A 15290-nucleotide genomic window follows, 5' to 3' on the forward strand; every position below is an offset into this window, starting at 1 on the left:
AAGGATTGAAAGCCTTTACATGAATTTCAACCAACTAGTAGAAAAGGCAGAAAAACGAAATAAACAAACAATTGCAGTAGCTGCTGCAGAAGATATAGAGGTGTTGGAGGCTGTTTTAACTGCATTAAAAATGGGGTTAGCAAAGTTTTTGTTATTCGGGAATAAAACGGAAATCAATAGGTTGATGGCAAAAAATTATCCTGAGTTAAAACAACATCCTGACTTAGAAATTATTCACAGTGATACGAGTCAGGTTGCCGCCTTGAAGGCTGTGCAGGCAGTTCGAAACAAACAAGCAGATGTGTTAATGAAAGGAAATCTTGCAACAAGCATCATTTTAAAAGCGGTATTAAATAAAGAAACAGGGTTAAGATCGGGTAAAGTGCTATCACATTTAGCTGTATTTGAATTCCAAAATTATAAAAAGTGGATATTATTGACAGATGCAGCAATGAATATTGCACCAACAGTGGAGCAAAAAGCGGAGATTATCATCAACGCGGTTACTGTGGCAAACGCACTAGAAATTCGCAAGCCAAAGGTGGTACCTTTGGCTGCTATCGAGACAGTAAACCCAGCAATGAGTGCCACTATGGATGCAGCGATACTGACTCAAATGAATCAACGAGGTCAGATTGCAAATTGTATTGTCGACGGACCACTTGCTCTTGATGTGGCCATTTCACCATTTGCTGCTGAACATAAAAAAATAAACAGTAAAGTTGCTGGGGATGCCGATATTTTAGTTGTTCCATCCATAGAGGTAGGAAATGTGCTTTATAAATCATTTGTTTACTTCGCTAAAGCTCGAGTTGGGGCTGTTGTAACAGGGGCTACTGCACCTATTGTATTAACGTCTAGGTCCGATTCAGCGGAAAGTAAATTGTTATCACTAATACTTGCCGTCTGTACGACAGAGAATAGAGATTTAGGAGGAAATTAAGATGGAAATTTTTACTTATCTTGAGAAATACGATTATGAGCAACTTATATTCTGCCAAGACAAACAATCAGGTTTAAAAGCGATTATCGCAATTCATGATACGACTCTTGGACCTGCTTTAGGTGGGACTAGAATGTGGACTTATACCTCAGAAGAGGCTGCGATTGAAGATGCCCTTCGTTTAGCAAAGGGGATGACTTATAAAAATGCAGCTGCAGGACTAAATTTGGGTGGCGGAAAAACCGTTATTATTGGAGACCCGCGAAAGGATAAAAATGAAGAGATGTTTCGTGCCTTTGGTCGGTATATCCAAGGTTTAAATGGTCGATATATAACGGCAGAGGATGTTGGAACGACGGTAGCGGATATGGACTTGATTCATGAAGAAACAGATTATGTGACAGGAATTTCACCCGCGTTTGGGTCATCAGGGAATCCTTCCCCAGTAACAGCTTTTGGTGTTTATCGAGGCATGAAAGCAGCTGCAAAAGAAGCCTTTGGTACTGATAACCTTGAAGGGAAAGTGATTGCAGTTCAAGGCGTAGGGAATGTAGCGTATAATCTGTGTCGGCATTTGCATCAGGAAGGAGCAAAGCTAATCGTAACAGATATTAATAAAGAAGCAGTCCGACGAGCGGTTGAGGACTTTGGTGCGAAACCTGTGGACCCTGAGGAAATTTATAGTGTTGAATGTGATATTTATGCACCATGTGCTCTTGGAGCCGTCCTTAATGATGACACCATTCCACAATTAAAAGCCAAAGTCATCGCGGGTGCAGCAAATAATCAGTTGAAGGATACGAAACATGGCGATTTAATTCATGATTTAGGAATCGTTTATGCGCCGGATTATGTCATCAACGCTGGTGGGGTAATTAATGTTGCGGATGAGCTATACGGATATAACCAAGAACGAGCTATGAAAAAGGTTGAGCAGATCTATAACAATATAGAAAAAGTGATTGAAATTGCTAAACGAGATCAAATTCCAACATATATGGCAGCAGACAGAATGGCAGAGGAACGTATTGAAAGAATGAGAAATTCACGAAGTCAATTTTTACAAAATGGTCATCATATTTTAAGTCGTCGTGGGTAGCCTCCTGGTAATTAAAGGATGTTTTCGTAAAGATTGTTTTTTCTCATAAAATGTAGCTGTTTTTTGAGAAATTTAGCTTGTTTAGACGTTTTTTTGTTTTAAAAGCTACAAAGGTTGAGAAAAGAGCCTAATTAAAAGATTTTGATGGGTATAGAGGGCTAAATATGGAGGTTAAGAAATTGCAACAGATGGAATATCGCATCCTTGTAATTAATCCGGGTTCGACATCAACAAAGATAGGTGTTTTCACCAATGATATCCCGCTTTTTGAAAAAACAATTCGCCATGACCTTGAATTGATGCAAACTTTTGAGAATATCACAGAACAATATGAATTTCGTAAAAACATCATATTGGAGACGTTAGATATTCAAGGGATAAATGTATCAAAATTAAATGCAGTTTGTGGTCGAGGTGGGCTCCTACGACCAATCCAAGGGGGAACCTTTTCAGTTAATAATCAAATGCTCGAAGATTTGAAAACGGGATATTTTGGTCAACATGCATCTAATTTAGGTGGCATTCTTGCTTCTGAAATTGCAACCGGCTTAAATATACCGGCTTATATCGTGGATCCAGTTGTTGTTGATGAACTTGATGAGATTGCACGAATTTCAGGTTTTCCACTCATAAAAAGGAAAAGTATATTCCATGCGCTAAATCAAAAAGCGGTTGCACGGCGCGTTGCCAGAGAAAAGAACGCAAAATATGAGGAATTGAATTTAATTGTTGCTCATTTAGGTGGCGGCATCACGGTAGGTGTTCACAAAAAAGGGAAGGTTGTAGATGTTAATAATGGACTAAATGGCGATGGTCCATTTAGTCCTGAAAGAGCAGGTACCGTGCCAGCAGGTGATCTTGTGGCAATATGCTTTTCCGGAGAGTATTACCGGGAAGAAGTGATGCGAAAACTGGTTGGCCAAGGTGGATTAGTTGGGTATTTAGGTACAAATGATGCGCTCAAAATAGAAGAAATGATTGCTAAAGGAGATGAAACCGCTAGAATAATCTTTTCTGCTATGGCCTATCAAGTAGCAAAAGAGATCGGTTCGGCCAGTGCTGTATTATATGGCAAGGTAGATGCAATTATCTTAACAGGTGGTCTTGCCTACAGCACAAGGTTTATTCATGATATATCTGAACGTGTCAATTGGATTGCTGATGTGATTGTGCATCCAGGAGAAAATGAGCTCCAAGCCTTGGCTGAAGGAGCATTAAGGGTTCTTATAGGTGAAGAGGAAAGCAAAAACTATCCTAGTTAAGCACTCAAACAAAGCAAGTTAGGAGGGCATTTAATGGCAGAAGAGTACGATTTAGTCGTATTAGGTGGTGGAACCGGGGGATATGTTGCTGCAATACGCGCTTCTCAGCTGGGATTGAAAACAGCCATTGTAGAGAAAGGAAAACTTGGAGGAACATGTCTGCATAAAGGATGTATCCCAAGTAAAGCTCTATTAAGAAGTGCTGAGGTATTTGCTACAGCAAAGCGAAGTGAAGATTTTGGTATCCATACGGGGGAAGTGATAGTTAATTTTCATAAAGTTCAAGAGCGAAAAGACTCCATTGTTCAGCAACTTCATAAAGGAGTTCAGCATTTAATGAAAAAAGGGAAAATCGATGTATACGAAGGGACCGGAAGAATATTGGGGCCATCAATTTTCTCACCTATGCCAGGAACCATATCAGTTGAAATGAATAACGGTCAGGATAATGAAATGTTAGTACCTAAAAATGTGATTATTGCAACCGGCTCAAGACCGAAATCATTACCGGGACTTACGATAGATGGGGAAAGGGTATTATCCTCTGATGAGGCTCTTGATCTTAAAGAACTTCCTGGGTCCCTTCTCATTATTGGTGGAGGAGTCATAGGCATCGAATGGGCATCAATGATGGCTGACTTTGGTGTAAAAGTTACTGTAGTTGAGTATGCGGATCGCATTTTACCGACTGAGGACATAGAGATTTCTCGGGAAATGCAACGTCTAATAAAGAAGAAAGGGATTAAGGTTGTCACCGGTGCTAAGGTGCTACCCGAAACGCTTTCAATTGAAAAGGATGTCGTCATTTCAGCATCCGTTGGTGGCAATCAACATGAATTTCGTGCCGAAAAGCTTCTGGTCTCAGTAGGTCGCCAAGCGAACATCGAGGGAATCGGATTAGAAAATACTGAAATTAAGATTGAAAATGGGTATATTGACACAAATGAGTTTTATCAGACGAAAGAACCCCATATTTATGCAATTGGGGATTGTATTGGTGGATTGCAATTAGCTCATGTTGCATCACACGAGGGATTGGTCGCAGTTGAACATATAGTTGGTCAAAAACCGGAGGTAATTGATTATTCCCTTGTCCCAAAATGTATTTATAGTTCTCCTGAAGCAGCTAGTGTTGGGTTAACGGAAGAAGAGGCCGAGGCGAAGGGATTTAAAGTGAAAACTGGTAAGTTTCTCTTTAGGGCAATTGGGAAAGCGCTAGTATTCGGTGAATCGGACGGGTTTGTGAAAATAGTGGCAGATCAAGAGAGTAATGATATCCTTGGAATTCATATGATTGGTCCGCACGTAACCAATATGATTTCAGAGGCTGGGCTCGCAATGTTGCTTGATGCAACACCATGGGAAATGGCACAAAACATACATCCTCATCCAACTTTATCTGAGGTCATAGGAGAGGCGGCTTTAGCGGTCGATGGAAAGGCGATTCATTCATAAAGCTCGATATATTGGCAGGATAATGGTCTGTATTCATAGTTAGGAGGTTTTAAAATGAGTAAAAACCGTCATCAGGAACTTGGTTTAAGTAATGACCAAGTGTTGGATATGTATGAAACTATGCTATTGGCGCGGAGAATTGATGAGAGAATGTGGCTATTGAATCGGGCTGGAAAAATTCCGTTTGTCATTTCTTGTCAAGGTCAGGAAGCAGCACAAATAGGAGCTGCCTTTGCATTAGACCGAGAAAAGGATTATGTTTTGCCATACTACCGCGACCTTGGAGTAGTTTTAGCGTTTGGTATGACACCTAGGGAAATTATGTTGTCTGGTTTTGCAAAGGCTGAGGATCCCAACTCAGGAGGAAGGCAGATGCCGGGACATTTCGGCCAAAAGCGGAATCGAATTGTCACAGGATCTTCCCCGGTCACAACCCAAGTACCACATGCAGTTGGAGTAGCTCTTGCAGGTAAAATGGAGGGAACGGATCTTGTTGCATATACGAGCTTTGGAGAAGGCTCTTCGAATCAAGGAGATTTTCATGAAGGAGCTAACTTTGCGGGTGTCCATAAATTACCGGTGATTTTTATGTGTGAGAATAATAAATATGCCATCTCCGTCCCAATCGAAAAACAGTTAGCATGTGAACGTGTATCAGATCGAGCTATTGGCTACGGGATGCCAGGATTTACGGTAGATGGGAACGATCCACTCGAGGTCTATAAAGTGGTAAAGGAAGCAGTTGAACGTGGTCGTAGGGGAGAAGGTCCAACATTAATAGAAACGATTTCTTATCGGTTAACACCACACTCCTCCGATGATGATGACCGCAGCTATCGTGCCCCTGATGAGGTTGCCCAAGCAAAAACAAAAGACCCTATCATTACGTTTGCAGCCTATTTGAAAGAGACAGGGGTTCTTTCGGATGAAAAGGAAGCGATAATTAATGATAAGGTAATGAAGTTGGTAAATGAGGCAACGGATTATGCGGAAAATGCACCTTATGCGGATCCGGAGCATGCTTTAAAATATGTTTACGCTGAAAAGTAAGGGGGAACGAAGATGGCGGTTATTTCTTATATTGATGCGGTTACACAGGCGATGCGGGAAGAAATGGAGCGTGATTCCAGCGTTTTTGTACTAGGTGAGGATGTTGGTAAAAAGGGGGGCGTTTTTAAAGCGACCCAAGGATTATATGAAAAATTTGGTGAGCATCGTGTAATTGATACGCCATTAGCTGAATCAGCTATTGCCGGTGTCGGGGTTGGCGCGGCTATGTATGGGATGAGACCCATTGCCGAAATTCAATTTGCAGACTTTATTATGCCAGCGGTCAACCAAATCATTTCTGAGGCAGCGAGAATACGCTATCGATCGAATAATGATTGGAACTGTCCGATGGTTATTCGTGCTCCTTATGGAGGAGGCATACACGGAGCGTTGTACCACTCTCAATCAGTTGAGGCAATCTTTGCGAATCAGCCAGGTCTAAAAATAGTCATGCCTTCAACGCCTTATGATGTGAAAGGCCTATTGAAGGCAGCCATTCGAGATGACGACCCAGTTTTATTTTTTGAACATAAACGTGCTTACCGGTTAATAAAAGGGGAAGTACCTGATGATGATTATGTTCTCCCACTAGGAAAGGCAGATATAAAACGGAAAGGGGAGGACATTACGGTTATCACTTACGGCTTATGTGTTCATTTTGCTCTTCAGGCAGCTGAAAGGTTGGAGAAAGATGGGATTTCTACACACCTACTTGACCTCCGCACCGTTTATCCGCTTGATAAAGAGGCTATTATCGAAGCCGCTTCAAAAACAGGCAAGGTACTCTTGATAACAGAAGATAATAAAGAAGGAAGTATCATGAGCGAAGTTGCTGCGATTATTGCAGAAAACTGCTTGTTCGAACTAGATGCACCTATTAAAAGATTGGCTGGGCCAGACATTCCGGCTATGCCATACGCACCGACAATGGAGAAGTTCTTTATGGTGAATCCTGATAAAGTCGAAAAAGCGATGAGAGAATTAGCAGAATTTTAATTGAAAGGAGGTCTTTTAGTTGTCAGTTGAACAAATTACTATGCCTCAGCTTGGAGAAAGTGTAACCGAAGGAACGATTAGTAAATGGTTAGTCAAGCCAGGTGACACCGTGAATAAATATGACCCTCTGGCAGAGGTATTGACTGATAAGGTTAATGCTGAAATTCCTTCCTCCTTTTCCGGTACAATTAAGGAATTAGTTGCAAAGGAAGGAGATACATTATCTGTTGGTGAAATCATTTTGCGAATTGAAGTGAAAAATGGTGATAGTAATGAAACCGAGGAAGCTGTTGAAAATCCATCAACGATCACACAGCCGACTTCAAAAGATTCACAAAAAATGGATCAGAAAAAGAGATATTCACCTGCTGTTTTGAGGCTTTCACAAGAACACGGGATTGATTTATCACTTGTTGAGGGAACTGGCGCAGGTGGTCGAGTTACGCGAAAGGATTTAATGAAGATTATCGAATCAGGTTCATCTACAGTGAATGTTCTAAAACAAACAAAAACAGAAACTCAGCCTGAGCGGGAAACTACAGAAGCTCCGACTTCTCCTGTTCAGCCGATAGCTTCATCAAATTTTAGAACCGAACCAATTAATGTCGGAGATATAGAAATTCCGGTAACTGGTGTGCGAAAAGCAATTGCGGCCAACATGAAAAGAAGCAAACAAGAGGTACCACATGCTTGGACGATGGTTGAGGTGGATGTGACCAGTTTAGTTGAATACCGTAACAGTTTAAAAGACTCTTTCAGACAAAAAGAAGGTTTCAATTTAACGTTTTTTGCCTTCTTCGTTAAAGCTGTTGCTCAAGCATTGAAGGAGTTTCCAGAAGTCAATTCGATGTGGGCGGAAGATAAAATTATTCAAAAGAAAGACATCAATTTATCAATCGCGGTTGCAACAGATGATGCTTTATTTGTTCCTGTTATAAAGAATGCAGACGAGAAAACAATCAAAGGGATTGCTCGTGAAATCGCCGAACTCGCAGAAAAAGCACGAACTGGAAAGCTTCGAGCTGATGATATACAAGGAGGTACGTTTACTGTCAATAACACTGGTTCATTTGGGTCTGTACAATCAATGGGGATTATCAATTATCCTCAAGCCGCTATTTTGCAGGTTGAATCAATTGTTAAACGGCCGGTTATTGTCAATAATGGCATGATTGCTCCACGGGATATGGTAAACTTATGTTTGTCTCTTGACCACCGGGTACTTGATGGCTTAGTGTGTGGCCGTTTTCTAAAACGAGTGAAAGAGATTTTAGAAAATATATCGAAGGATACAACACCTATTTATTAATAGAGGGGGATGCATTGCAATAACACGGTGAGTAGCTTACCTGTGACATTTGCAATGCTTTTTATTATGTTGCAGTGAGTCTTTCCTCTATTTATTGCCAGTGCCTCGAAGTTATAATAAAATGAAGGAGAATAGTTTGAATTTTTTATCTAATTAAAAATAGAGAGGAGGCGAATGCTGTCCAAAACAAAAAGGACAGTAACTCTATGAAACTTGACCAGATGAAAACAACGTCCTTTCCAATTCAAACATTGGACAATTGGGCTGAAAAGGCAAAAGAGTCTTTAAAAGGTAGGGAAGTATCAAGCCTTTCCAAAGTTACATATGAAAATATTACATTAAAGCCCCTTTATACAAAAGAAGATATTGATGTTAAGAGTATATCGCAATATCCTGGTGCTTCGAACTATAGCCGCGGGATTGCAGCAGGTGGTTATCAAGCAAAGAGTTGGCATATCGCCAATAAACTAGGCTATGAAACTCTTGAGCAGTTGGAGCAAAAAGCAGAGTTAGCATTTTCAGCGGGACAAACAGCTCTTGCCTTCGAGGTGAAAGAGCAGTTGTTTGCGGAGAAGGAAAAGCTCGCAAATTTCATTAAGAAATATTCTGAACTAGGTCCTCTTAATATTTATACAAAAGAACATTTCTCCTCTTTCATACAGGTAATTGCAGAAATCCAAAAAGAAACAGGTAATGTTACTGGGATTATTGGAACGGATTTAATTGCAGATGCGGCCGTGAAAGGAAGCATTACCACCAACGAAGTTGAAGAGTGGTTCGATATGGTAAAACAAATGGACAAAACTCTTCCTAATGTGAAAACGGTTCCTATTAACACTTCTCCTTATCATAACAGTGGGGCCAATGCAGTACAGGAGTTAGGGATTGCATTAGCAACCGGTGTTTATTATATTCAAAGACTTTTAGATAATGGATGGAAAATAGAGGACGCATTAAAGAAAGTCCTTTTTCATTTCTCAATCGGTTCTAATTTCTTTATGGAAACTGCAAAACTTCGAGCAGCTCGTATCATTTGGGATAAAGCAATGGAAGCCTATGGAGCTGAAAAAGATGCAAGAAAAATGGTCACTTCAGCTGAGACTTCAAACTTTACCAAAACAGTATTTGATCCGTATGTTAATCTGTTGAGGGCTGGAAATGAGGCATTTTCTGCTGTATTGGGTGGAGTACAATTTTTAAGTGTTAGTCCCCTTGACGAAGTAACAGGGAAAACAACTTCGTTTTCAGAACGAATCGCACGAAATACACAATTAATCTTAAAAGCAGAGTCCCACTTGGAAAAAGTGACAGATCCTGCTGGAGGTTCATGGTATATCGAGTCTTTAACGAAAGAATTAGCTGAAAAGGCTTGGGAATTTTTCCTCGAAATTGAGGATCAAGGAGGCATGATTGAAGCGTTAAAAGCAAATTGGCTTCAAAATGTACTTTCAGAAGTAAGAACGAAAAAAAACCATGATGTTTTCACCCGTAAACATAGCATTATTGGAACAAATGTTTATGCAAACTTGGCTGAAAAAGTGGTGGTAGGGAATCCAATGCAACCTCTACCAGCTGGCGATACGTTTGAACCTCTCAGTGTGAAAAGGCTTGCTGAGCCGTATGAACAACTTCGTTTTCGAGCGATAGACATCGAACGAAGAAGCGGGGAAAAACCAAAGGTTGGCTTAATTTGTCTCGGAGAATTAAAACAACATAAAGCTCGTGCTGATTTTATGACTAGTTTCTTAGCTTCAGGTGGTATTGAGGTAGTAAATAGTGGGGCCATGAAGGATGTTGAGTCGGCAAAGGAATTTGTAGAGAAATCATCGTTAACACAGTTTTGTATTTGTGGTGCTAATAGTCAGTATGATGAAAACGGGTTGCAGATTATAAAAGAGATTACCGAGTCCTTCCCTAAAGTAAGGCTTGCTCTTGCAGGCGTACCTGATGAGGACATGAAGACGAAGTATTCACAAGCAGGGATCAAACAGTACTATACAATGAAAAGTAACCAATTTGAAACCTTGTCTCAACTTTTAGAAGAACTGGAGGTGGCCCTAAATGACTAAAAAGCCCGATTTTAAAAAAATGTCTCTCTTTGGAGAGGAACAAGCTGTAACTTCGAAAGAGTGGCAGGATAAAGTTAAGTCCGAGATTGGTCAAAACATTGATAACCTACTGTATGAAACCAATGAAGGGATTCAATTAAAGTCCCTTTATACAAAAGAAGATACAGAGGGCTTGTCACATCTTGAAGATCGCCCGGGGCTGCCACCATACACAAGAGGACCATATCCTACAATGTATGTCAATCGCCCTTGGACGGTCAGACAATATGCAGGCTTTTCAACTGCAGAAGAAAGCAATGCGTTTTATCGTAGAAATCTAGCAATGGGACAAAAAGGGTTATCTGTTGCTTTTGACCTAGCTACTCATCGTGGATACGATTCGGATCATCCACGTGTAGTCGGAGATGTTGGGAAAGCAGGGGTTGCCATTGATTCAATTCTTGATATGAAGATTTTGTTTGATGGGATTCCGCTTGACCAAATGTCGGTCTCGATGACGATGAATGGTGCGGTTTTACCGATTATGGCTTTTTATATCGTAACTGCTGAAGAACAGGGCGTAGCACAGGAAAAATTAGCTGGTACAATTCAAAATGATATTTTAAAAGAATACATGGTAAGAAATACGTATATTTATCCACCTGAAATGTCGATGAAAATCATTGCGGATATTTTTGAATATACATCCAAGTTTATGCCTAAATTCAACAGCATTAGTATTTCAGGGTACCATATGCAGGAAGCTGGGGCACCAGCTGATATTGAGCTTGCCTATACACTTGCAGATGGTCTCGAGTATGTCCGTACAGGTCTAAAAGCTGGAATTGATATTGACTCCTTTGCCCCACGATTGTCATTCTTTTGGGCAATCGGTATGAATTATTTCATGGAAGTGGCCAAAATGCGGGCCGCTAGACAAATCTGGGCAAAAATGATGAAGACATTTGAACCGAAAAATCCTAAGTCAATGGCACTCAGAACGCACTCGCAAACTTCTGGATGGAGCTTAACCGAGCAGGACCCTTATAATAACGTCATTCGTACATTGATTGAGGCTCATGCGGCTGCAATGGGGCATACGCAGTCACTTCATACAAATGCTCTTGATGAGGCAATCGCGCTCCCAACAGATTTCTCTGCACGGATTGCTCGTAATACGCAACTATTTTTACAAGAAGAGTCAGGTATTACCAATGTGATTGATCCATGGGGCGGTAGCTATTATGTTGAGACGTTGACCAAGGAATTAGTAGAACGTGCGTGGACACATATAGAAGAAATTGAAAATCTCGGTGGTATGGCGAAAGCAATTGAAACTGGTCTACCTAAAATGAAAATTGAAGAAGCTGCTGCTCGCCGACAAGCACAGATTGACTCTGGAAAGGAAACCATTATTGGTGTTAATCAATATCGGACAGAAGAGGAAGAAGAACCGTTAGAAATTCTTGATATCGATAATACTGCGGTACGTCTAAAACAGATTGAGAGATTAAAACAGTTAAAGGGTTCTCGTGACCAGGATCGAGTGAACGAGGCTTTGGAAGCTTTGACAACTGCAGCAGAAACAGGAAAAGGAAACCTTTTAGAACTGGCGGTTCAAGCTGCACGAGTTCGGGCGACATTAGGTGAAATTTCTGATGCAATTGAAAAGGCTGCCGGTAGACATAAGGCCGTCATTCGTTCGATTACTGGGGTCTATAGCTCTGCTTATTCAAACGAAGAAGAAATGGCCATTGTGAAAAATATGACGGACGAATTCCTTGAAAATGAGGGAAGAAGGCCAAGGATCTTAATTGCAAAAATGGGGCAAGATGGTCATGATCGTGGGGCAAAAGTGATTTCAACCGCTTTTGCTGACCTAGGGTTTGATGTGGATATCGGCCCATTATTTCAAACCCCTGAAGAAACTGCGATGCAAGCTGTGGAAAATGATGTGCATGTGATTGGTATTAGTTCATTAGCTGCTGGTCATAAAACCTTATTACCACAGCTAGCGGAAGAGTTAAAAAAATTAGGGCGAGAAGATATCATTTTAGTAGTCGGCGGTGTTATCCCTGCTAAGGATTATCAGTATCTGTATGAGCATGGCGCAAGCGCGATATTTGGTCCGGGGACTGTGATACCCGTTGCAGCCCAAAAAGTCATCCATAGTATTTATGAGCGGTTAGGTTATGAGGAAGTGGCACCTTGATGGGGAAATTTGTAAAAAAAACAACTAGTAGAGACATAGATGCCATGGCACTTGCCGATGATATTCTTAAAGGAGACAGGATTTCTTTGGCACGTGGAATCACTCTTGTTGAAAGTAATTCGGAGCAGCATTTTTACGATGCGCAACGAATGCTTGAAAAATTGCTTCCCCACACAGGAAAGGCGATTCGGATCGGAATCACAGGTGTTCCGGGCGCAGGAAAGAGTACGTTTATCGAAGCCTTTGGCTCCTATCTTTGCGAACTTGGATTAAAAGTAGCTGTCCTGGCGGTAGACCCGACTTCGAGTCTAACTGGTGGAAGCATCCTTGGAGATAAAACCAGAATGGAGCGGTTAGCGCGAAACAAACAAGCGTTCATCCGCCCTTCTCCTTCTGGAGGGAAACTTGGTGGTGTCCATCGGAAGACTAGAGAGACAATGTTATTATGTGAAGCCGCTGGGTTTGATGTCATCTTAGTTGAAACGGTTGGGGTCGGTCAAAGTGAAGTCATAGTCAGAGATATGGTCGATTTCTTTATGCTTCTCGTTCTCACTGGAGCAGGGGATGAGCTTCAAGGGATGAAGAAAGGGATTATGGAATTGGCAGATGCTGTGATCATTAACAAAGCCGATGGTCCCAATGCCCAGGTTGCTAAAAAAACAAAAGTAGAATATGAACGAATTCTACATTTTTTACAGCCAGCAACAAAAGGGTGGGACACGAAAGCAAAAACCTGTTCTTCCCTTCAGGAAACCGGTATTTCAGAGATTTGGGAAATGATCTTATCTTTCGAAGAAGTCACAAAGCGATCAGGAGTTTTTGAGGATAGAAGGCGGATTCAAATGAAAGAGTGGATTCATTCAATGATTCTTGATCAACTCCAAATGAGTTTTTTTCATCATGAAGGTGTCAAGGGACTGCTTCCTAAAATTGAAAATGAAGTGATTTCTGGCAATCGACCTGTAGCTGCAGCAGTTGATGAACTGTTTAAGGTCTACCGTCAATAAAGGCAAAAAAAGGACAGCGCATCATAGCGCTGTCTTTCATCTAGGGAGTTTAGGGGTATGGATCTAGCTGTATTGTTACTATTCCCGCTTTTCCAAATAATAAACATCTTTTTAAAAAAATGTTTTAGGTTTGAAATAAATCGGTAACTCTTGGTATCATACTAATATGCAATATGCATGAACTTACGATAAGGAGTGAAGTTTTTATGAGCATGGATTTTAATTTTTTCATGAATGATGTTGTTCGACAGGCGCGTGAAGAGATCTCGGCTTCAGGATATACAGAATTAAAAACACCAGAAGAAGTGGAAGAGGTATTATCGAAAAAAGGGACAACTCTTGTCATGGTAAATTCTGTTTGTGGTTGTGCAGGTGGGATTGCACGTCCTGCGGCTGCCCATTCGCTTCACTATGATAAGCGTCCAGATCAACTTGTTACTGTATTCGCCGGTCAAGATAAAGAGGCAACTGAAAAAGCTCGAAGCTATTTCACAGGTTACCCACCATCCTCACCGTCATTTGCCCTCCTTAAAGATGGTGAAATCGTTACAATGATTGAACGCCATGACATTGAAGGGCATGATCCAATGGCTGTTGTTCAAAAGCTTCAGCAAGCGTTCGAACAACATTGTGAAGAAGTATAAATCAATTTCTGTTATGATAAAAGATGACCTTCATGGTCATCTTTTTTGCTTTTAGGCTTTTTCTCAAACTTTGTGGCTTTTGGACAAAATATACGACGAATTAGCTTGGTTGCACAAAAAACTAGCAATTTTAAGAGAAAAGAGCTTGCAAACTAATTAAACATACAAAATGGCTATTATTATGTTGTTAAACCGGCTTTAGGATTTTATCAACAAAATTTGCGAAAGCAGCCTACTTTTATATCAGGGAGCAATGAATGGTGAAATTTAGAATCGGATACCGCACAGTGAAAACAGCACTCGGAACAGCAATTGCGATTATCCTAGCACAATATTTAGGTTTAGAAAACTTTACATCAGCTGGCATTTTAACAATTCTTTGTATTAAAGTGACAAAGAAAAGATCATTACGTGCTTCATGGGATCGAGTTCTTGCTTGTGCTATTGCTATGGGACTGTCGTCATTATTTTTCGAAATGTTTGGTTACCATCCAGTTGTCATCGGATTCATGTTGATGGTTTTTATCCCAGTAGCAGTAATGGCTAGGGCAGCGGATGGAATTGTGTCTAGCAGTGTCATCATGCTACATATTTATTCGGCTGGACAAGTTACATTTAGCTTATTACTAAATGAATTGGGAATCGTTATCGTTGGTATTGGGGTGGCTTTATTGATGAATCTTTACATGCCAAGTGCTGACCAACAGTTGCATAAATACCAAATTCAAATTGAAGAAAACTTCAAAAAAATCTTTTTGGAGATTGTCTCGTTTTTACGGAATGGTGATAGTCGATGGGACGGAAGAGAATTAACGGAAACTGCTGACTTGTTAGAAAAGGCAAAGGCTCTTGCGTCACAAGATGTTGAGAATAATTTGATGCGGAATGAGAACTTATATTATCAATACTTTAAAATACGCGAAAAACAATTTGATCTTATCGAACGAGTCTTACCTGCGGTCACTTCGATTCCTTCTATAGTGGAGCAAGGTGAACTCATCGCTGACTTTATGGAGGAATTATCTGAGGCAGTTAAGCCAGGAAATACCGTATTAGTTTATTTAGAAAAATTGTATCGCATGAAAACAGAATTTGAAACAATGGAACTTCCTAAAACGAGGGAGGAATTCGAAGCGAGGGCATCGCTTTTGCATTTTGTGAATGAAATGGAGAGTTATTTGCTCCTTAAGAGATCGTTTAAAGGAATAAACCATAAGAACAGCATGAATCAAAATGACTCAGAGGTAGCAAACTAAGGGAAAAAC

12 protein-coding genes are annotated in these 15290 nt (G+C 40.6%); all 12 read left to right on the top strand.

All coding sequences use genetic code 11. The features are described from left to right. The first annotated feature begins 19 nt into the window (after positions 1-19). The 12 genes from yqiS (at position 20) to M3182_RS11760 (ending at position 15281) form a co-directional block, all read left to right on the top strand. Positions 20-943, top strand: coding sequence for a phosphate butyryltransferase (gene yqiS / locus M3182_RS11705; RefSeq protein ID WP_251430301.1), 924 nt, complete (start codon positions 20-22; stop codon positions 941-943). A 1-nt stretch (position 944) separates the two neighbouring features. After that, on the top strand, positions 945-2042 hold the full coding sequence (gene bcd / locus M3182_RS11710; RefSeq protein ID WP_251430298.1) for a branched-chain amino acid dehydrogenase: 1098 nt from the start codon (positions 945-947) through the stop codon (positions 2040-2042). A 164-nt stretch (positions 2043-2206) separates the two neighbouring features. Next, positions 2207-3304 (top strand): butyrate kinase, encoded by a 1098-nt coding sequence (buk, locus tag M3182_RS11715; RefSeq protein ID WP_432806704.1) that lies wholly within the window; start codon positions 2207-2209, stop codon positions 3302-3304. 33 nt (positions 3305-3337) lie between these two features. After that, the gene (gene lpdA / locus M3182_RS11720; RefSeq protein WP_251558181.1) at positions 3338-4759 is read left to right on the top strand and encodes a dihydrolipoyl dehydrogenase; all 1422 of its coding nucleotides are present in this window, start codon (positions 3338-3340) and stop codon (positions 4757-4759) included. 54 nt (positions 4760-4813) lie between these two features. Continuing rightward, on the top strand, positions 4814-5809 hold the full coding sequence (locus tag M3182_RS11725; protein ID WP_251430289.1) for a thiamine pyrophosphate-dependent dehydrogenase E1 component subunit alpha: 996 nt from the start codon (positions 4814-4816) through the stop codon (positions 5807-5809). 12 nt (positions 5810-5821) lie between these two features. Beyond that, positions 5822-6805: an alpha-ketoacid dehydrogenase subunit beta gene (locus M3182_RS11730; protein WP_251430286.1), complete on the top strand. Its 984-nt coding sequence runs from the start codon at positions 5822-5824 to the stop codon at positions 6803-6805. 19 nt (positions 6806-6824) lie between these two features. Beyond that, positions 6825-8114, top strand: a complete 1290-nt coding sequence (locus M3182_RS11735; protein WP_251430283.1) for a dihydrolipoamide acetyltransferase family protein — start codon at positions 6825-6827, stop codon at positions 8112-8114. A gap of 206 nt (positions 8115-8320) precedes the next feature. Further along, positions 8321-10183, top strand: coding sequence for a methylmalonyl-CoA mutase family protein (locus tag M3182_RS11740; protein ID WP_251558183.1), 1863 nt, complete (start codon positions 8321-8323; stop codon positions 10181-10183). Further along, a complete protein-coding gene (gene scpA / locus M3182_RS11745; RefSeq protein WP_251430277.1) occupies positions 10176-12374 on the top strand; it encodes a methylmalonyl-CoA mutase in 2199 nt (732 codons plus the stop codon). The genes M3182_RS11740 and scpA overlap by 8 nt, the downstream gene beginning before the upstream one ends. Further along, positions 12374-13381: a methylmalonyl Co-A mutase-associated GTPase MeaB gene (gene meaB, locus M3182_RS11750; protein WP_285867864.1), complete on the top strand. Its 1008-nt coding sequence runs from the start codon at positions 12374-12376 to the stop codon at positions 13379-13381. Before scpA ends, meaB begins: the two co-directional genes overlap by 1 nt. A 206-nt stretch (positions 13382-13587) precedes the next feature. Next, positions 13588-14025: a BrxA/BrxB family bacilliredoxin gene (locus tag M3182_RS11755; protein WP_251430274.1), complete on the top strand. Its 438-nt coding sequence runs from the start codon at positions 13588-13590 to the stop codon at positions 14023-14025. Positions 14026-14285: 260 nt separating this feature from the next. Continuing rightward, positions 14286-15281, top strand: a complete 996-nt coding sequence (locus M3182_RS11760) for an aromatic acid exporter family protein (RefSeq protein ID WP_251558239.1) — start codon at positions 14286-14288, stop codon at positions 15279-15281. Positions 15282-15290 lie beyond the last annotated feature (9 nt).

Source organism: Mesobacillus maritimus, assembly GCF_023715205.1.
GTDB lineage: Bacteria > Bacillota > Bacilli > Bacillales > Cytobacillaceae > Mesobacillus_B > Mesobacillus_B maritimus_C.

Coding starts and splice junctions, on each gene's coding strand:
- yqiS (WP_251430301.1), top strand. CDS start 20: ATGAATTTCAACCAACTAGTAGAAAAGGCAGAAAAACGAAATAAACAA.
- lpdA (WP_251558181.1), top strand. CDS start 3,338: ATGGCAGAAGAGTACGATTTAGTCGTATTAGGTGGTGGAACCGGGGGA.
- M3182_RS11730 (WP_251430286.1), top strand. CDS start 5,822: ATGGCGGTTATTTCTTATATTGATGCGGTTACACAGGCGATGCGGGAA.
- M3182_RS11725 (WP_251430289.1), top strand. CDS start 4,814: ATGAGTAAAAACCGTCATCAGGAACTTGGTTTAAGTAATGACCAAGTG.
- scpA (WP_251430277.1), top strand. CDS start 10,176: ATGACTAAAAAGCCCGATTTTAAAAAAATGTCTCTCTTTGGAGAGGAA.
- bcd (WP_251430298.1), top strand. CDS start 945: ATGGAAATTTTTACTTATCTTGAGAAATACGATTATGAGCAACTTATA.
- M3182_RS11740 (WP_251558183.1), top strand. CDS start 8,321: ATGAAACTTGACCAGATGAAAACAACGTCCTTTCCAATTCAAACATTG.
- buk (WP_432806704.1), top strand. CDS start 2,207: ATGGAGGTTAAGAAATTGCAACAGATGGAATATCGCATCCTTGTAATT.
- M3182_RS11755 (WP_251430274.1), top strand. CDS start 13,588: ATGAGCATGGATTTTAATTTTTTCATGAATGATGTTGTTCGACAGGCG.
- meaB (WP_285867864.1), top strand. CDS start 12,374: ATGGGGAAATTTGTAAAAAAAACAACTAGTAGAGACATAGATGCCATG.